The 17,808-nt window shown below is 63.4% G+C and carries 18 protein-coding genes; 9 read left to right on the forward strand and 9 right to left on the reverse strand.

Translation table 11 applies throughout. The features are described from left to right. Positions 1-2,800 (forward strand): EAL domain-containing protein (locus B3605_RS25060; protein ID WP_296436820.1); only part of this gene is annotated, 2,800 nt, incomplete at its 5' end. A 21-nt stretch (positions 2,801-2,821) separates the two neighbouring features. On the opposite strand, the gene B3605_RS25065 is transcribed toward B3605_RS25060, so the two are convergent. From B3605_RS25065 to B3605_RS25075, 3 genes are all read right to left on the reverse strand, one after another. Next, entirely contained in the window at positions 2,822-3,907 is a 1,086-nt protein-coding gene (locus B3605_RS25065; protein ID WP_112945822.1) for a zinc-binding metallopeptidase family protein, read from the reverse strand. Between the two features lie 80 nt (positions 3,908-3,987). Then, positions 3,988-4,179, reverse strand: coding sequence for a CsbD family protein (locus tag B3605_RS25070; RefSeq protein WP_018899062.1), 192 nt, complete (start codon positions 4,177-4,179; stop codon positions 3,988-3,990). 87 nt (positions 4,180-4,266) lie between these two features. Continuing rightward, positions 4,267-4,872 (reverse strand): YqgE/AlgH family protein, encoded by a 606-nt coding sequence (locus B3605_RS25075; RefSeq protein WP_018899063.1) that lies wholly within the window; start codon positions 4,870-4,872, stop codon positions 4,267-4,269. Between the two features lie 139 nt (positions 4,873-5,011). Here B3605_RS25075 and B3605_RS25080 point away from each other — a divergent pair, with 139 nt between their 5' ends. The 6 genes from B3605_RS25080 to B3605_RS25105 all read left to right on the forward strand — a co-directional run bounded on the left by B3605_RS25080 (position 5,012) and on the right by B3605_RS25105 (position 9,389). Beyond that, the gene (locus B3605_RS25080; protein ID WP_112945779.1) at positions 5,012-5,848 is read left to right on the forward strand and encodes a protein-disulfide reductase DsbD domain-containing protein; all 837 of its coding nucleotides are present in this window, start codon (positions 5,012-5,014) and stop codon (positions 5,846-5,848) included. Between the two features lie 80 nt (positions 5,849-5,928). After that, positions 5,929-6,414: a peroxiredoxin gene (locus B3605_RS25085; RefSeq protein WP_112945780.1), complete on the forward strand. Its 486-nt coding sequence runs from the start codon at positions 5,929-5,931 to the stop codon at positions 6,412-6,414. Between the two features lie 328 nt (positions 6,415-6,742). After that, positions 6,743-6,868 (forward strand): hypothetical protein, encoded by a 126-nt coding sequence (locus tag B3605_RS25090; RefSeq protein ID WP_296436821.1) that lies wholly within the window; start codon positions 6,743-6,745, stop codon positions 6,866-6,868. Next, positions 6,865-7,605, forward strand: coding sequence for a metal ABC transporter ATP-binding protein (locus tag B3605_RS25095; RefSeq protein ID WP_112945782.1), 741 nt, complete (start codon positions 6,865-6,867; stop codon positions 7,603-7,605). Before B3605_RS25090 ends, B3605_RS25095 begins: the two co-directional genes overlap by 4 nt. Beyond that, on the forward strand, positions 7,602-8,474 hold the full coding sequence (locus B3605_RS25100) for a metal ABC transporter permease (RefSeq protein WP_112945783.1): 873 nt from the start codon (positions 7,602-7,604) through the stop codon (positions 8,472-8,474). Before B3605_RS25095 ends, B3605_RS25100 begins: the two co-directional genes overlap by 4 nt. Positions 8,475-8,489: 15 nt before the next feature. Beyond that, entirely contained in the window at positions 8,490-9,389 is a 900-nt protein-coding gene (locus B3605_RS25105; protein ID WP_112945784.1) for a metal ABC transporter solute-binding protein, Zn/Mn family, read from the forward strand. 31 nt (positions 9,390-9,420) lie between these two features. On the opposite strand, the gene B3605_RS25110 is transcribed toward B3605_RS25105, so the two are convergent. Next, the gene (locus B3605_RS25110; RefSeq protein ID WP_026283108.1) at positions 9,421-9,729 is read right to left on the reverse strand and encodes a Dabb family protein; all 309 of its coding nucleotides are present in this window, start codon (positions 9,727-9,729) and stop codon (positions 9,421-9,423) included. A 245-nt stretch (positions 9,730-9,974) separates the two neighbouring features. Here B3605_RS25110 and fdhA point away from each other — a divergent pair, with 245 nt between their 5' ends. Continuing rightward, positions 9,975-11,165 (forward strand): formaldehyde dehydrogenase, glutathione-independent, encoded by a 1,191-nt coding sequence (fdhA, locus tag B3605_RS25115; RefSeq protein ID WP_037180889.1) that lies wholly within the window; start codon positions 9,975-9,977, stop codon positions 11,163-11,165. Positions 11,166-11,411: 246 nt separating this feature from the next. On the opposite strand, the gene B3605_RS25120 is transcribed toward fdhA, so the two are convergent. The 3 genes from B3605_RS25120 to B3605_RS25130 form a co-directional block, all read right to left on the reverse strand. Next, a complete protein-coding gene (locus B3605_RS25120) occupies positions 11,412-12,914 on the reverse strand; it encodes a DUF1254 domain-containing protein (protein ID WP_296436822.1) in 1,503 nt (500 codons plus the stop codon). Positions 12,915-12,951: 37 nt separating this feature from the next. Continuing rightward, entirely contained in the window at positions 12,952-13,971 is a 1,020-nt protein-coding gene (locus B3605_RS25125; RefSeq protein ID WP_112945786.1) for a DUF1254 domain-containing protein, read from the reverse strand. Positions 13,972-14,104: 133 nt separating this feature from the next. Continuing rightward, the gene (locus tag B3605_RS25130) at positions 14,105-14,998 is read right to left on the reverse strand and encodes a LysR family transcriptional regulator (RefSeq protein ID WP_112945787.1); all 894 of its coding nucleotides are present in this window, start codon (positions 14,996-14,998) and stop codon (positions 14,105-14,107) included. Between the two features lie 100 nt (positions 14,999-15,098). On the opposite strand from B3605_RS25130, the gene B3605_RS25135 reads away from it, so the two are divergent. Continuing rightward, positions 15,099-16,037 carry an AEC family transporter gene (locus B3605_RS25135; RefSeq protein ID WP_112945788.1) on the forward strand — a complete coding sequence of 313 codons (939 nt, stop codon included), beginning with the start codon at positions 15,099-15,101 and terminating at the stop codon, positions 16,035-16,037. 179 nt (positions 16,038-16,216) lie between these two features. Here the strand turns inward: B3605_RS25135 and rnhA are convergent, their stop codons facing one another. Together rnhA and B3605_RS25145 are read right to left on the reverse strand one after the other, a co-directional pair. After that, a complete protein-coding gene (rnhA, locus tag B3605_RS25140) occupies positions 16,217-16,657 on the reverse strand; it encodes a ribonuclease HI (RefSeq protein WP_112945789.1) in 441 nt (146 codons plus the stop codon). Then, the gene (locus tag B3605_RS25145) at positions 16,654-17,619 is read right to left on the reverse strand and encodes a homoserine kinase (protein WP_112945790.1); all 966 of its coding nucleotides are present in this window, start codon (positions 17,617-17,619) and stop codon (positions 16,654-16,656) included. The genes rnhA and B3605_RS25145 overlap by 4 nt, the downstream gene beginning before the upstream one ends. Between the last annotated feature and the right edge of the window lie 189 nt (positions 17,620-17,808).

Below are 17,808 nucleotides of genomic sequence, written 5' to 3' on the forward strand. Positions count from 1 at the left end.
TCCCTTCGGCTGGCTCGGCATCCTGGCCCGCGCGCCGCTCTCCTGGCCGGAGCTGATCTACGCCAACCAGGGCGAGGCCTTCCAGGTTTCGACCGCGGCCGGCGCCGACGGCATTCGCCGGCGCATCGAGGTGCGCTCGAGCTCCGGCAACCACCAGGGCGACTGGGCGGTCTTCGCGCTTGCCAACGTTTCCGACGAGCAGCTGGAGCGCGTCATCGTCGCACCGCATTTCCGTCTGGTGAACTCCAAGCTGTTCTGGCCCGACCTCGGGTCGCAGCGCATCATCGCCATCACGCCGAGCGAAGGCTTCGCGCTCGACCGGCAGCCGAGCGACGATTCCGACGTCTTCCGCATCACGCTCAACCCGGGCTCCGTCATCACCTTCGTCGCCGAGCTTTCGACGCCGGAACTGCCGCAGATCTATCTGTGGGAACCCGACGCCTACAAGGACACGATCAACGCGTTCACGCTCTATCGCGGCATCGTGCTCGGGATCGCCGGCCTGCTGGCGGTGTTTCTCACCATCCTTTTCGTCGTCAAGGGCACCTCGATGCTGCCGGCGACGGCCGCACTCGCCTGGGCGGTGCTCGGCTATATCTGCGTCGATTTCGGCTTTCTCGGCAAGCTCGTCAGCATCGCTTCGGCGGACCAGCGAATATGGCGCGCCTGCGCGGAAGTGGCGCTGGCATCGAGTTTCGTCATCTTCTTGTTCACCTATCTCAACCTGAACCGCTGGCACACGCATCTCGGCTACGTGACGCTGGCCTGGGTGCTGGGTCTGGCGCTGCTCTTCGGCGTGGCGATCTACGACCCCGCCATCGCCGCCGGTATCGCCCGCCTCTCCTTCGCGCTCACCGCGACGCTGGGCTTGCTGCTGATCATCTATCTCGGTCTCAACCGCTACGACCGCGCCATCCTGCTCGTGCCCGCCTGGGCGCTGATCCTGGTGTGGCTGTTCGGCGGCTGGCTGACGATCACCGGCCAGCTCGACAACGACATCATCCAGCCGGCGCTCGGCGGTGGCCTGGTGCTGATCGTGCTCCTGATCGGGTTCACCGTCATGCAGCACGCCTTTGCCGGCGGCACGTTCCAGCAGGGGCTCTTCTCCGATCTCGAACGGCAATCGCTGGCGCTGACCGGCTCCGGCGACATGGTGTGGGACTGGGACGTGGCGCGCGACCGCGTCGTCACTATCCCCGATGTCTCCGTCAAGCTCGGCCTTTCGCCCGGCACGATGCATGGCGCTGCCCGCAACTGGCTGCCGCGCCTGCATCCTGACGATCGCGACCGTTTCCGCGCCACGCTCGACGTGCTGCTCGAACATCGCCGCGGCCGGCTGAACCACGAGTTCCGCATCCGCGCCGAGGACGGGCATTTCCACTGGCTGCTGATCCGCGCCCGGCCGGTGCTTGATTCCAACGGCGAAGTGATCCGCTGCGTCGGCACCGTCATCGACGTGACCGAGCAGAAGAACTCGATCGACCGGCTGCTGCAGGACGCGCTGCACGACAACCTGACGGGCCTTCCCAACCGCCAGCTGTTCCTCGACCGCCTGCAGGGCGTGCTGGCGCTGGCGCCGGGTGGCGATACGCTGAGGCCGACGGTGATGGTGATCGATATCGATCGCTACAAGCTGGTCAACGACGCGCTTGGCGTGGCCGCCGGCGACAACATCCTGATCGCGCTGACGCGGCGTCTTCGCCGGCTTTTGAAGCCGCAGGACACGCTGGCGCGTCTCTCCGGCGACCAGTTCGGCCTTATCCTCGTTTCCGAACGCGACCCCGCCAAGATAGCCGACTTCGCCGACGCGATCAGCAAGGCGATCATGGTGCCGATCAACTTCGCCAACCGCGAGATCATCCTGACGGCGTCGATCGGGCTTGCCTCCTTCGTCGACCAGCAGGAAAACGCAACGGGGATGCTGAGCGATTCCGAGCTTGCCATGTACCGGGCGAAACGCGCCGGCGGCAATCGCGTCGAGCCGTTCCAGCCTGCCTTCCGCGACTTCGGCGCCGACCGGCTGCAGCTTGAATCGGATCTTCGCCGTGCGCTGGAGCGCAAGGAGCTGTCGATGGTCTACCAGCCGATCGCCGGCCTGGAGGATGTCGAGATCGCCGGTTTCGAGGCGCTGATGCGCTGGGAGCATCCGAAGCGCGGCAACATCCCGCCATCGGAATTCATCCCGATCGCCGAGGCTTCCGATATCATCAACATGCTCGGCGTCTTCGCGCTCGAACAGGCGACCAATGACCTGATGGCCTGGGAGAGCCAGACCGGCGAGCTGCCGATCTTCGTGTCGATCAATCTCTCCAGCGCCCAGCTCCTGAACAACGAGCTCTACGACGACGTGCGCTCGGTTCTGGCCAAGACGCATTGCGATCCGAACCGGCTGAAGCTGGAGCTGACCGAGACGATGGTCATGGAAAACCCGGAACAGGCGCGCCTGGTGCTGGGCAAGCTCCGCGAGATCGGGCTTGGGCTGGCGCTCGACGATTTCGGCACCGGCTATTCCTCGCTCTCGTACCTCACCCGCTTCCCGTTCGACACGATCAAGCTCGACAAGACCCTGGTCTGCGACACCAGCGACCGGAAGTCGACCGTGCTGCGTTCGGTCATCTCCATGGCACGCGAGCTCGAGATGAAGGTCGTGGCCGAGGGTATCGAGTCCAACGAGGACGCGATCGAGCTGGCGAAGATGGGCTGCACCTACGGCCAGAGCTATCTCTTCGGCCCGCCGATGGCGTCGGAATCGGTGTTGCGGCTGCTCAAGGAACGCTTTCCGCTGACCAAGCGCGCCTGAGGTCTCTCAGGCCGCTGAAGTTCAGGCCGCGACTTGCCGTGGCTCGGCGACGCGATCCTGGATCAGCCGGTGCAGATATTCGAGCTTTTCGACGACAGCGTTCGACAGCACGAAGGGGTAGGAATCCGGCTGGCCCATGCTGCGCTGGATGGCGTTGATCGCCACCGATAGCGGCACCCAGGCGCTGACCAGTTGCTCGGCGCTTGCCGCCCGATAAGGGTTGAAATCCACCTCGGACGCCATTTCCTCATGACCGCGCGGATCGATCGCGATGCCGAAGCCGCGCGCGGTCTCCAGCGTATCGACGATGTGCAGATAGTGCGCGAAGCACTCGGCGAAATCCTCCCAGGGGTGGGCCGCCGCATAAGCGCTGATGAAGCTCTGCTGCCAGCCGAGAGGCGCGCCGTTCTGATAATGGTTCTGCAGCGCCTGGCCATAATCCTGGCGCTCATCGCCGAAGACGGCGCGGAAGCCATCGAAGGCGTCGCGGTCGCGGACCAGGCGGTTCCAGACGAAGTGCCCGATCTCATGGCGGAAATGGCCGAGAAGCGTTCTATAGGGTTCGTTCATCGAGGCACGGGCGAGTTCGCGGGTGATGTCGTCTGCCTCGGCTGCGCGGATGGCGATGACACCTTCGTCGTGGCCGGTCATGGCCGGGATAACGTTGCCGTCGACCTGTACCTCATCCTCGAGAAAATCAAATACCAGACCGCCTTGCGGATCCTCGATACGGTCAGGCGGCGGCAGGCGCCAGCGCAGCAGCGAGTAGAAGAGATGGCGCTGCGCCTGGCTGATGCGGCGCCAGCGATCGATCCCTTCCTGCGTATGGGTGTTCGGCACCAGGCGATTGTAGCGGCAGGCGATGCAGAAGGGATTTTCGTCATCCGCATTGACCAGCCAGTTGCAGATGTCGAGACCGGCATTGGCGCAGAAACGCACGGCGCGCTGCGGGTCCGATGTCAGCTGCCACAGCGTCTCGTCGCGCGGCTCAAGCGCGCGCATCGAGAGATCATCGGGCAGGAAGCCGAGGCGATGGTTGCAGCGGACGCATTGCCGGTTGTCGAAGTGCACGACCTGATCGCAGTTATCGCAGGCGAAAAGCCGCATGGAACGCCCCATAGCGTGGAGTTGATACAAAACGACCCGCAGCGCGGATGCGCGACGGGCCATTGCGGTGATGCTTTCGATCACATGCGGTCGACGACATCCTTCAGCTTGTCTTTGGCATTGCCCTTGGCGGTCTGCGCCTTGCCCTTTGCTTCCTGGACGGCGCCCTTGGCGCGGGTCGAATTGTCGCCGGTCGCCTTGCCGACCGCCTGCTTCGCCTTGCCGGCGATTTCGTTGGCCTTGCCGGAAATCTTGTCGCTGGTGCTACCCATCTGATTTCTCCTTTTGGAACGGGCCTCGTGCCCGGTGCGAAAAGAGAACGTGGTTCGCAGCTATTCGTTCCGCGAATTTTTTCAGCTTCAGGCGTGGCCGGCTTCGGTGGAGAGCATGGCCGCCGAAATGCCCATGCCGGCCAGCGCGCGCTCGTATTTATCGTCGAGATTGGGATCGAAAATGAGGGCGTCGTTGGCCGGGCAATTCAGCCAGCCATTGCTGGCGATCTCGGCTTCAAGCTGGCCGGCGCCCCAGCCGGCATAGCCGAGCAGCATGGTGGCGCGCTTCGGCCCCTCGCCCTTGGCAATGGCGCGGATGATGTCGAGCGTCGCCGTCATGCAGATATCGTCGCTAACAGGAATGCTGGAATCGCAGAGATAATCGTCGGAATGCAGAACGAAGCCACGGCCGCTTTCTACCGGCCCGCCCGTCTGGATCGACAGATCGCCAGATGGCGGCGGCATGAGGATCGCCTCGTCGCTCTTGATCATGTCGAGATGCATGAGCACGTCGGTGAACGAAAGCTCCTGAGAGCGATTGATGATGAAACCCATGGCGCCGGCGTCGGAATGGGCGCAGACATAGATGACCGTGCGGGCGAAATTGCTGTCCGATACGCCGGGCATGGCGATCAGGAACTGGCCGTCGAAGAAGCCGCGTTCACGTCTGTTTTTCAGGGTCGACAGGGACATGATACCTCCTGATGCCAGACCGCTCGAGGCGCCGACAAGAGAAACATGGGCCAATGTCCTGTTTCAATCAACTGAAAATGAAAATTAAATCGGATGCGGCTGCTGGCGAAGGGCAGCGGATTTGAATAACCATTGCCACATGACCTTTGCCCCATACACACGACGCCTCGTCCTGATCATCGCCACGGCCGCTGGCCTGTCCCTGCCGACCCTGTCCTCGGTGAACGCCGGGACCAGCGCCTGGGTCGACAATGCCGGCGGGCGGATGCGGCTGGTGGCGCTTTCACCCGATGAACACGGCAAGATCCGCGCCGGGCTGCAGATCGAACCCAATGCCGGATGGATCACCTATTGGCGCGAGCCGGGCAACAGCGGCATCCCGCCGCAGATCATGATCGCGCCCGAGACGGGGGTGACGCTCGATAAGATCGGCTACCCGATCCCGAAGCACATCAAGGACGACAGGCTCGACGACATCGGCTACGACGCGCCGGTGACGCTGCCGCTGACCCTGTCGGCAAAGCGCGACGCAACGGAGATCAGAGCCCAGGCTTTCATCGGCATCTGCAAGGATATCTGCGTGCCCTTCCAGGCCGACTTCACGCTCGCGCTTTCGTCCGCGGGGCAATCGCAGCCGGAAGAGAAGGCCATCCTGGATGCCGCCGACGCGCGGCTGCCGGAGGCGCCCTCCTCCAAGTTCAAGGTGACCAAGCACACGCTGTCGGCCGACCAGAAGGAGCTGACGCTCAATATCACGCTCCCCGACATCGGCGACACGACGCCCGACGTCGTCATTGCCGGCCCGAGCGGCTATGTGTTTACCAAGCAGCTGATGAGCAAGCGCGATGGGACGTCGCTGACGACGACAGTTGCGATCGGCAAGCTGCCGAAGAATTACGACATATCGGGCAAGAGCTGGAGTGCGCTTGTGATCGACGGCGCCCGCGCCATCGAAAGCCCGCTTGCTTTCAAATAGGCCGATCCTATCATTCACACCTGCCCTGATCTCACGTCTGCGCCCCCACGGCGCCTCACAAACATAACCAGGAGATAGTCATGACCATTGCAATCGGCGACACGCTGCCTTCGGCGACCTTTAAGGAAAAGACGGCTGACGGCCCGGTCGAGACGACGACCGAGGCGCTGTTCAAAGGCAAGCGCGTGGTGCTCTTCGCCGTCCCCGGCGCCTTCACGCCGACCTGCTCGCTCAACCACCTGCCCGGCTATCTCGAAAACCGCGACACCATTCTCGGCAAGGGCGTCGACGACATTGCGGTCATCGCCGTCAACGACTGGCACGTGATGGGCGCCTGGGCGCAGTCCTCCGGCGGCATGGGCAAGATCCACTTCCTCCCCGACTGGGACGCCTCCTTCACCAAGGCCATCGGCCTCGACGCCGACCTCTCCGCCGGCGGCCTCGGCGTGCGCTCCAAGCGCTACTCGATGCTGGTCGAAGACGGTGTCGTGAAGTCGCTCAACGTCGAGGACAATCCGGGTCAGGCGACGGTTTCGAGCGCTGCGACGATGATCGAGCAGCTTTGATGTGAGGTTTGCGGGGTGGAGCCGCGTGTCGGCTTCGCCCTGGGCTGGCCAGGCTGATGCGCTGGCTTCCGTGGCGGGTTACGGCGCTTGGCGCCCTTCCGCTTTCGCTGCGCCCTTGCGTTCCGGGCGGCGTGCTTAGATCCTCGGGACGAGCCCGAGGATGACGCCGAGAGCGTGGCGGCGTCCTCCTCCCAATCCGCCTTCCACTTCCTGTTCTCCACAAACCTCTGCTGGTCACCGATATTTTCGCGCTTGGCCGCTTGCGTCATCGTCGAAATTATCGTTATAACGTTACTCGCGTAATGTTATTACATATTGAGCACCCGCAATGACCCTCCTGAATAATCTCGCCGCCGGCCTGATGAGCGCTTCGGCCATCCACCGCGTGATCGGCGCCATCGTCGTCGCCGCCCTGCTCTGGATCGCCATCGCATGGGCGGTGGTGCTGCCATGAGCGACGACCTGATACGGCTTTCCAATCTCACCGTCGCCTATAACCGGCACCCGGCCGTGCACCATGTCTCCGGCGCGATTACGGCCGGCAGCCTGACGGCGATTGCCGGGCCGAACGGTGCCGGCAAGTCGACACTGTTGAAGGCGATCATGGGTGAGCTCAGGCCGAGCGAGGGACGTGTCGAGCATCGGCTGCAGCGCACCGATTTCGGCTATCTGCCGCAGGCGGCCGATATCAACAGGCGGTTTCCGATCTCGGTGCTCGATACCGTGCTGCTTGGCGCATGGCGGCAGGCGGGGGCGTTTTCGCGGGTGTCGGGTGCGGAAATGGTGAAAGCACAAGGGGCGATTTCGGCGGTCGGGCTGGAGGGATTCGAGCGGCGGCAAATTGGATCGCTGTCATCAGGCCAATTGCAGCGGGTGCTGTTTGCGCGGCTGCTGCTGCAGGACGCCAAGGTGATCCTGCTCGACGAACCGTTTACCGCGATCGACGCCCGCACCACTCGGGACCTGATCGAGATGATCCTGACCTGGCATGGCGACGGGCGGACAATTGTGGCGGTGCTGCACGACTTCGAGCAGATCCGCGCGCATTTCCCGCAGACGCTGCTGCTCGCCCGCGAGATGATCGACTGGGGGCCGACCGCTTCCGCGATGTCGGCCGAGAACCTGTTGAAAGCAAGGGCGATGGCCGAGCGCTGGGATGAGGACGCAGATGCCTGCGCGCCCGCCGCATGACCATCTACGATCTCTTCTTCGCGCCCTTCGTCGATTACGGTTTCATGCGCCGGGCGCTGGTCGCGTGCCTTTGCCTCGGGCTCGGTTCCGGGCCGATCGGCGTGTTCCTGATGCTGCGGCGGATGAGCCTGATGGGCGATGCGATGAGCCATGCGATCCTGCCGGGTGCGGCGATCGGCTATCTCGTCGCCGGATCGCTGTCGCTGACGGCGATGGGGATCGGTGGACTGGTGGCGGGGCTCGCAGTGGCGCTTTTATCAGGCGCGGTCAGCCGGGTGACGGTGCTGCAGGAGGATGCGAGCTTTGCCAGCTTCTATCTCGCGTCGCTGGCGCTCGGCGTGCTGATCGTCTCGCTGAGGGGCTCGAATATCGACCTGCTGCATGTGCTGTTCGGCACCATTCTCGCCATCGATCCGCCTGCCCTTTACCAGATCGGCGCGATCACGACGCTGACGCTGATCGTGCTTGCCGCGATCTACCGGCCGCTGATCGCGGAGTGCTTCGACCCGAGTTTCCTGAGGGCGATCGGCGGGCGCGGTCCGGTCTATCACTTCCTGTTCCTGCTGCTCGTCGTGCTCAATCTCGTCGCCAGCTTCCAGGCGCTCGGCACGCTGATGGCGGTGGGGCTGATGATGCTTCCGGCCGCGATCGCGCAGCTCTGGTCGCGCAGCCTGCCCTCGATGATGCTGGTAGCGGCGGCCAGTGCTGCGGCATCCGGCTATTTCGGGCTGATCGCCTCCTACCATTTCGAGCTCGCCTCCGGGCCGACGATCATCATGACGGCGGCGGCGATCTACGGCTTTTCCATCTTTTTCGCACCGTCGGGCCTTGCCCGGCGTCTCTTCCCCCGCGCCCATCTCAAGGGCTAACCAAAGGATGCTTCTATGCCCCATGGAAGATTGCTTCTTGCCGCCTCGCTTCCTGCGCTGATGGCCTTCTCGGCCATGCCGGCTTCGGCCGAAACGCTTCATGTCGTGGCCTCGTTCACCGTGCTGGCCGACGTCGTCAAACAGGTTGGCGGCGATCATGTCGAGGTCAAGAGCCTCGTCGGGCCGAACGGCGACCCCCATGAATTCGAGCCGTCGCCCACTGACGCCAAGAACCTGAAGGCGGCCAAGGTCACCTTCGTCAGCGGCGAAGGGCTGGAAGGCTGGATGGACCGGCTGATCGCGGCTTCGGGCTACAAGGGCACGCCGGTGACGGTTTCCGAGGGTGTGAAGACGCGCACCATGGAAGAGGACGGCAAGACGGTGACCGATCCGCACGTCTGGAACAGCCCCGTCAGCGTCAAGGTCTGGGTCGCCAACATCGAGAAGGCCTTGTCATCGGCCGATCCAGTCGATGCGGCGGCTTTCAAGGCCAATGCCGAGGCCTATACCAAGAAGCTCGACGAGATGGACGCCTACGCCAAGGCGAAGTTCAAGGATATCCCCGAGGACCATCGCAAGGTGCTGACCAGCCACGACGCCTTCGGCTACTTCGGCCGGGAGTATCATGTGAGCTTTCTCGCGCCGCTCGGCGTCTCCACCGAAAGCGAAGCGTCTGCCGCCGAAGTGGCCAAGCTGATCGAGCAGATCAAGGCCGAGCACGTGAAGACCTACTTCTTCGAAAACTCCAACGATCCGCGCCTCGTCAAGCAGATCGCCAAGGCAACGGGAGCTGAGCCCGGCGGCGAGCTCTATGTGGAATCGCTGTCGGATGCCAAGGGCCCGGCATCCACCTATGAGAAGATGTTCCGCTACAATGTCGACCAGATCTCCGCCGCCATGCGCAAGGGCAGCTGACGACGGAAACCGAGACGTTCGACCTGCGGGATCAGACCTGCAGGTCGAAGACGATCAGGCCGCCGAGGCCGCCATCCAGCGACGAGACGATGCGCTCACCGACGGCGACATGCTCGGGATGGACGAGATAGGCGTCGCGCGCTTCCGGGCTTTCGAAGGTGACGGCGAAGCCATCGACGAAGCCGGCATGCAGGCCCTCGGGCGAGACGTTCGGGCCGTATTTGATATCCAGAATACCCGGAATGACCTGCTTCAGCGCGACGATCTGTTCAAACAGGGACTGCTTCTCTTCGCCCGTGATGGCCGATTTCAGCCGCATCAGCACCGAGTGCAGGATCATATGGTCGCCTCCCGACATGTTGTTGTGAGCAAAGCATAGTGGGAATGCGGCTGCGGGCAAGATGCAAATATTGGCCCTCCCTAACGCGCGCTCCCCTCGCCTCACTTCGTCGTCAGCGACCGTTTCGGGCGGCCAAAGCGTCGTAAACGGGACGACGTGGGCGACATTCTCCTCTAAGCTGCGACGATAACCGCGAGGGAGAGCAGCCCGCGCGGAGATGAGCATTTTCAACGGAGGAGATGAAAATGAGCAAGAACCGTGGCGTCGTCTACATGCGGCCCGGCGTTGTCGAAATCCATGACATCGACGATCCCAAGCTCGAGGCACCCGACGGGCGCCGCATCGAGCATGGCGTGATCCTGAAGGTGATCTCGACCAATATCTGCGGATCGGACCAGCACATGGTGCGCGGCCGCACCACGGCGATGCCGGGGCTGGTTCTCGGCCATGAAATCACCGGCCAGATCATCGAAAAGGGCATCGATGTCGAGATGCTTGAGGTCGGCGACATCGTCTCCGTACCCTTCAACGTCGCCTGCGGCCGCTGCCGCTGCTGCAAGTCGCAGGACACAGGTGTGTGCCTCACCGTCAACCCGTCGCGCGCCGGCGGCGCCTATGGCTATGTCGACATGGGCGGCTGGATCGGCGGCCAGGCCCGCTACGTCACCATCCCCTATGCAGACTTCAACCTCTTGAAGATTCCGGATCGCGACCGGGCGATGGAGAAGATCCGCGATCTCACCATGCTCTCCGACATCCTGCCGACGGGCTTCCATGGCGCGGTGCGCGCCGGCGTCGGCGTCGGCTCGACCGTCTATGTCGCGGGCGCCGGCCCGGTCGGGCTTGCGGCAGCCGCTTCCGCCCGCATCCTGGGTGCCGCCGTGGTGATGATCGGCGACTTCAACAAGGATCGCCTGGCACATGCCGCCCGCGTCGGTTTCGAGCCGATCGATCTGTCGAAGAGCGACCGTCTCGGCGACATGATCGCGCAGGTGACCGGGAGCAACGAGGTGGACAGCGCGATCGACGCCGTCGGCTTCGAGGCGCGCGGGCATTCGGGCGGCGAGCAGCCGGCGATCGTGTTGAACCAGATGATGGACATCACCCGCGCCGCCGGCTCGATCGGCATTCCCGGCCTCTACGTCACCGAGGACCCCGGCGCCGTCGACAGTGCCGCCAAATCAGGCAACCTGTCGCTGCGCTTCGGCCTCGGCTGGGCCAAGGCGCAATCCTTCCACACCGGCCAGACGCCGGTGCTGAAGTATAACCGGCAGCTGATGCAGGCGATCCTCCACGACCGCCTGCCGATCGCCGATATCGTCAACGCCAAGGTGATCCCGCTCGAAGAGGCCGTCCAGGGCTATGAGAGCTTCGACCACGGGGCGGCGACGAAATTCGTGCTCGACCCGCATGGGGATGTGGCGAAGGCGGCTTGAGTTGCTGATGGATGTGGGGGTGGGCTGGCGTTGTGCCGTGTGGCCCCCTCACCCTACCCTCTCCCTGCTGGGGAGAGGGGAAGATGGCACATAGGATGCCGCTTTTCCCTTCTCCCCCGCGGGGAGAAGGTGGCCCGAAGGATTCAGGTGCAAAAAGTTGCACCGGGGATGAGGGGACCGCTGGCGCCCTAGTTGGCTGCTTTCAAACCAATCCACTGACCATCGGTCTACCGTGTAGCCCTCACCCTACTTCACGAGTTCCAGGTCACCGGGCTTCCAGCTCTGGTCGAACCATGGCTGCAATGGCCCATAGAGCCGCATGATGACCTGCCAGCTCTTGCCCTTGCGGGTCTCGACCCAGTTGCCCTCGTGACCGGCCGGGGCCTTAGGGCCGAACCACACGGTGTAGGATCCGTCGCTATTGGCCTTCATGTCCTTGGCGTTGCTGTCGACGCCGGCAGTGCGTTGATCGGTTTCCAGCATGGATCGCGTCTGGGCGTCATAGACGGTGAAGGACCAGAATTGCTTGGCGGGCACGGGACCCGGCAAGGTGACCTTGTAGGTCTTGCCGCCATCCAGATAGGCCCCGGTCGCGTCCCGCACCGCAAAAGCATAGGCCGAACCTGTGCCGGGCTTGGCGGCGGCCATCGAGGGCGTGATGCCGGTTGCGGCATAGTGGAAGAGCGTGCGTGCATCGAGCATGCGTTCGCCATGGTCGAGGAACTGGTAGCTGTTGCCGATGAAGCCGTTGCCCCACTGGCGATCGGGATAGAACTTGACTCGGGGATCGCGTGAGGAAAACAGGATCGCCCGGGCCGAGGCATTGCCGACCGCAACGGCATCGACGAGGATCGCCTTCATGCGGCCGTCGGGATTGAACGGCTGGCCCTTCTTGATGCCGATCGAAGCGAAGAGGCCGACAACCTCGGGGTCGAACGCATCCTCGGGCTCATGCTGGATGACCTCGTCGATCTCCTGGTAGAACCTGAAGTCGTTGGCATGGATCGTGTTGATCTTCTTGCCGGTCATGTTGACGAAGGCTGTCTGCGGCGGGTTGTCGGCCGACGCGTAGGGGTAGATCCGGGCCTTTTCCTTCACGACCTTGACCGCCGCCGCCACGTCGTTGTTTTCGACGAAGACGCGGCACAGCACCCAGTTGATATAGGTGGGTGAGCGAACGACGAAGTAGCCCTCCTTCGGCAACTCGCCCTTGTAATCGGGCGCGACGAAGAGATATTTGCCGCCCTTGCCCTTATCCGGACCTGTGAGGCCGATGTCGGTGACGAAGCGGAAATAGGCGTCGTCAACAGGACCAAGGGCGTTTGGCGGCACCTCGACGACCATCGGTCCGTCCTTCAGGTCGAGGCAAAAGAAGTTATAGACTGTCGTCGCGTTGGGCGTGAGAAACAGCGAGCGCGCGTCCATCAGCTCTTCGGTAATGCCGATCCCCTTGTTGGGCGCGACGCCGGCATCGCTCAGGCCCTTGCACATGGCATGCAGCGAAGCCGCAGGCACGCCGGACAGAAACGCCTGGATGCCGCGGGAGAAATCGAGCTGATCATAGACCTTCTGCGCCGTTGCCTCGTCCGGAAGGCCATCGAAGAACTTCAGCGTGCCGATCCGGGTCTCGACCGTGGATGGCGCGGTGATGTCGCTTGGGACATCGGCGGAATATTTCGGCTGCTCGGCCATTGCCGGCGCGGCAAGCAGCAACATCAGCGCACCCGCGAGGCGACTGTATATGGTCATGGCATGTCTCCTTGTTTGCGACGGCACTGGGCGCAGATCAGTTGGCGATCGTCGGCTCGGGGAAGGTCCAGGAGCCGTCGAGAATTGCCGCGCGTGGCCGGTAGAGGCGGACGACATAGTTCCAGTCCTTCATCACGGGCAGGCAATTGACGATCTTGCCGTCGCAGCCTCCGAACTGAACGGTGACCGATCCGTTGTCCTCCTTCGCGGTGACGCTATTGAGAGCGTAGGCGTTGTATGGGTTCTTTTCGTAGAACCCTTCAGCATTGTAGACGCTGATGGACCAGAAGCCATCGACCGGCACGTCCTTGACTGTGAGCTTGTAGACCACTTTGCCGTCATTCTTGGCCGGAACGACGTTAAGGTATCGGGCATCCTTGTCCGGATTCCCGCCCCATCCATAGGCCGCGCCAATCAAATGACGGATCGGATCGACCTCCGCTTTCGTCCCAAACGCTCTGTCGAAGTTTGAAAGTGTCGATGCCAGAACGAGAAGCGCGTCGTGTACCTTCTTCTGGCTGGCGGCGTCGTATGTCGGCAGTTCCAACGTACCTGTCCCGCCCTGGCTGGCCTTGATCCCATCTTGAAGCGAATGGACCTGTTCAATATCCTTTGGGTCGTTGGGATCAACGAGAATGCGGGTGCCGATCAGCACGTAACGCGTGCCGACGGTGGCCTTATCGAAGCTGTGCGTGCCGGCGCCGTAGACGGTGGTCGCATAGTGATCCTGGCTCACGGCCATCAGGGACATGAAGCGCGAGCCGGGATCGGGCAGCGTGAAGGTGACCGGGCCGGCATCTAGATCGAAAATCCCGAAACTGTAGAGAGTGTCGCGGTTGAGCCGAATGATCGAGTGATCCTCGATGGGCGCCGGCTCGCGGTGATGAACGAGTTTCGCAAGCCCGCCGGCCTGCTTGGCGAGGCCGCCGATATAGGTGTCGGATTCGGCCCGCACGAAGTTGTCGACGGTGACGGGGGTTGGGCCGGATTGCCCGAAGGCGACAGACGACAGGCCGAGGAGGAGTGTTAGCCCAATGGTTGGTGCGCGACGGTTCATAGGTGGCTCCGAGGTTAGATCGGAGAAGTTCTAGGCGACCGTCGTCGATGCGGAGAAGTACGTAACAGTAACTGCGACGTAAATGCGGGTTATCGGGATGTCGGCTGGTGGCGCTACACCGTAGTCGACGGTATCACGGCCCCACCTTCGCCCCACCCAACCTCTCCGCCACCTCAAACAGCGCCGGCACCGCCGGATTGCTCGACGCAGCCGAAGCGCAGAGCACGATGTCGAACTCAGGCGCATCCATGATCGGCCGCGAGACCAGCCCTTCGGCCAGATCGGCGCACAAAGACTGCGGGATCAGTGCGATGCCCAGGCCTTCGCCGACGAGGCGGATGATGGTGTGCTGCAGGCGGGGTTCGAGCGCGAAATGCGGGACGACGCCTGGGGAGGCGCAGTAGTTGCGGATGGCGTCGCGGAGCGTCGGCGTCACGCTTGCGGGGGCGGCGATCAGGCGTTCGGCGGCGAGGTCGGTTGGGCCGGCGATGTCGAGTTTCGCCAGGCGGTGGTCTCGCGGCACGATCAGGCGCAGGCGGTCGCGGGCGAGAAGCGTGGTGCGCAGATGCGTGGCCGGGCTGCCGCCGAAGGTGACGGCGGCGTCGAGGCGGCCTTCGATCAGCATCTCCTCGATATCGGTCGGTATGCGCTCCTCGAGCACGAGGCGGACATCGGGGCGCTTTTCGGAGTACAGTCGCACCAGCGCCGGGACGACGCTGTAGGCGGCGTTCATCATGAAGCCGAGCTTCAGCTCGCCCTTCACGCCGGATGCGACCAGCTGCACATCGCGGCAGGCGGTGTCGAAATGCGCGAGCACCGCGCGGCATTCCTCGAGAAAATGCTTTCCCGCCGCCGTCAACGCGACGTTGCGGGAATTGCGCTCGAAGAGGCGGGCGCCCAGCGTCTTCTCGATGGCGGCGATCTGGCGGCTGAAGGGTGGCTGGCTCATGTTCATGCGCGCCGCCGCGTGGCCGAAGTGCAGCGTCTCGGCGAGCGCCACGAAATAGCGCATGTGGCGCGTGTCCATTCCATACCTCTGAAGTATCGATCAGCGATGATATCGACATTGGATTATATCGATATCAGGGGCTAGACAATGGTCTTTGCAACCTGAGTTCCTTCTCCCAATGCTGACCAATCTCCTCATCGTGCTCCCCATCTTCGCGCTGATCCTGACCGGATGGATCGCCCGCAAGACCGACGCGCTAGGCCCCAATGCGACGCGCGAGGTGAACCGGCTGGTGGTCTATCTGGCCCTGCCCGCCTTGCTCTTCGACATCATGGCCAACGCCAAACTATCGCAGATCTGGCAGGCGGGCTTCATTCTCGCCTTCACTTCGGGCTGTGCCATCATCTTCTGCGCGACGCTCTGGTGGCGGATGGCCAAGGGGCGGCATCTGGCCGATGCGGCGATCGACAGCCTGAACGCCAGCTACGCCAATACGGGGTTCGTCGGCTTTCCGCTGGTGCTCTCGATCGTTGGCGACAACGGCATGGCACCGACGCTGATCGCGACGATCGTCACCGTCTGCGTGCTCTTCGCCGTCGCCATCGTCTTGATCGAGGGCGGGCTGCAATCGGAGACGCGGCGGCGCGATATCGCCAGGAAGACCTTCCTCTCGCTGGCCAAAAACCCGTTGCTGATCGCGCCGGTGCTGGGGGCGTTGTTCATGGTCTCTGGCGTGGCGCTGCCGGCGCCGGTGCATGCGTTTCTAAAGCTTCTCGGCGGAGCGGCTTCTCCCTGCGCGCTGATTGCGCTTGGGCTGTTTCTGGCCGGATCGAAGGCAGGTGCTTCGACCGAGCGGGCGGCGACTGCGGGGATACTCGTCGGGCTGAAGCTGGTTGCGCAGCCTTTGGTGACATGGGTGATCGCCGGGCCGCTGCTGCAGCTGCCGCCGGTTGCGGTGCATACCTGCGTGCTGCTCGCAGCGCTGCCGACGGGGACCGGGCCGTTCATGCTGGCGGAGTTCTATGGGCGCGAGGCGAATTTGACCGGGCGCGTGGTGCTGGCCTCGACGGTGCTGTCGATTGGGACGATTTCGGCGTATCTGGCGGTTGCGGGGTGAGCGGCCGCCACGAGTCCCTTCTCCCCACAGGGGAGAAGATGCCGGCAGGCAGATGAGGGGGCTGCAGGGTGAGGGATATAAGACAATGATTTTAATGGATAAGTTGGAGCCAGGAGCCCCCTCATCCGACCCTTCGGGCCACCTTCTCCCCGCTGGGGAGAAGGGAAGGCTGAGCAACCCTACCGGTTCTTGAACGGCTCCATGCCCTTGCGCGCCAGTTCGTCGGCGCGTTCGTTTTCCGGGTGGCCGGCGTGGCCCTTGACCCAGTGCCATTTGACCTTGTGGCGCTGGTTGGCGGCGTCGAGCGCCTGCCAGAGTTCGCCGTTCTTCACCGGCTTCTTGTCCGCGGTCTTCCAGCCGTTCTTCTTCCAGCCGAAAATCCACTTGGAAATGCCGTCCATGACGTATTTGCTGTCGGTGTGGAGATCGACCTCGCAGGCGCTCTTCAGCGCCGTCAGCGCCGAGATGGCGGCGAGCAATTCCATGCGGTTGTTGGTCGTTTCCGCCTCGCCGCCGCAGAGCTCCTTTTCGACCTCGCCATAGCGCAGCACCGCGCCCCAGCCGCCGGGGCCGGGATTTCCAGAGCAGGCGCCGTCGGTGTAGATATCGACGTGCTTCATGGTGTGAGCCCGTATTCGGCGGCGGATCTAATCTGGCGGTGGAAGCGCAGCTTGCGCAGGTATTCGAGCGGGTCCTTCTTCGTGACCATCGCGCCCTCCGGCGTCATCAGCCAGTCGTAGAGGCGGGTGAGGAAGAAGCGCAGTGCCGAGCCGCGCGAGAGGATCGGAAGTGCTGCGAGTTCGGCGTCGCTCAGCGGCCGCACGCTGTTATAGCCTTCGAGCATCGCCATGCCCTTGGTGATGTTATAGGCGCCGTCCTTTTCGAAGCACCAGGCGTTGAGGATGATCGAGACGTCGTAGGCGAGCAGGTCGTTGCAGGCGAAGTAGAAGTCGATCAGGCCCGAGAGATCGTCGCCCAGGAAGAAGACGTTGTCGGGGAAGAGATCGGCGTGGATGACGCCGGAGGGGAGATCCTTCGGCCAATGCGTCGAGAGATAGTCGAGCTCGCCGCGGATTTCGGCCTGCAGGCCCTTCTCGACCTCGTCGGCGCGCGCTTCAGACTTGTCCCACAGCACCTGCCAGCCATCGACGGAGAGCGCGTTGGGACGCTTGAGCTCAAAACCTTCGCCGGCGATGTGCATGCGGGCGAGCGCCTTGCCGACCTCGCGGCAATGTTTCGCTTCCGGCTTGCGCAGCCACATGCCTTCGAGGAAGGAGATGAGGGCAGCGGGGCGGTCCGACAGCTGGCCGAGCAGCGCGCCATCCTTGCGCGGCAGCGGCAGCGGGCAGGACAGGCCGCGGGCGGAAAGATGCTGCATCAGGCCGAGGAAGAACGGCAGGTCGGTTTTCTCGACGCGCTTTTCATAGAGCGTCAGGATCAGCGGGTCCTTCGAGGTATGCAGCAGGAAGTTGCTGTTTTCGACGCCCTCGGCGATGCCCTTGTAGGACAACAGCGTGCCGGCGTCATATTCCGTCAGGAACCACTTCAGATCGTCTTCGGAGATATCGGTGTAGACTGCCAAGGCGGGCTCTCGTTTTCGGTTTGGTGCTTCGGGCGGCTTCGGGCGGTGGAGATGATACCCCCCTCTGCCCTGCCGGGCATCTCCCCCACACGTGGGGAGATTGGCTGGGCGTAACCGCTCGCTCCACGCTCATTGTTTGGCGAAAACCTCACCACGAGTCGATCTCCCCCCTTGTGGGGGAGATGTCCG

Source organism: Rhizobium sp. UBA1881 (genome assembly GCF_002338015.1).
GTDB lineage: Bacteria > Pseudomonadota > Alphaproteobacteria > Rhizobiales > Rhizobiaceae > Rhizobium.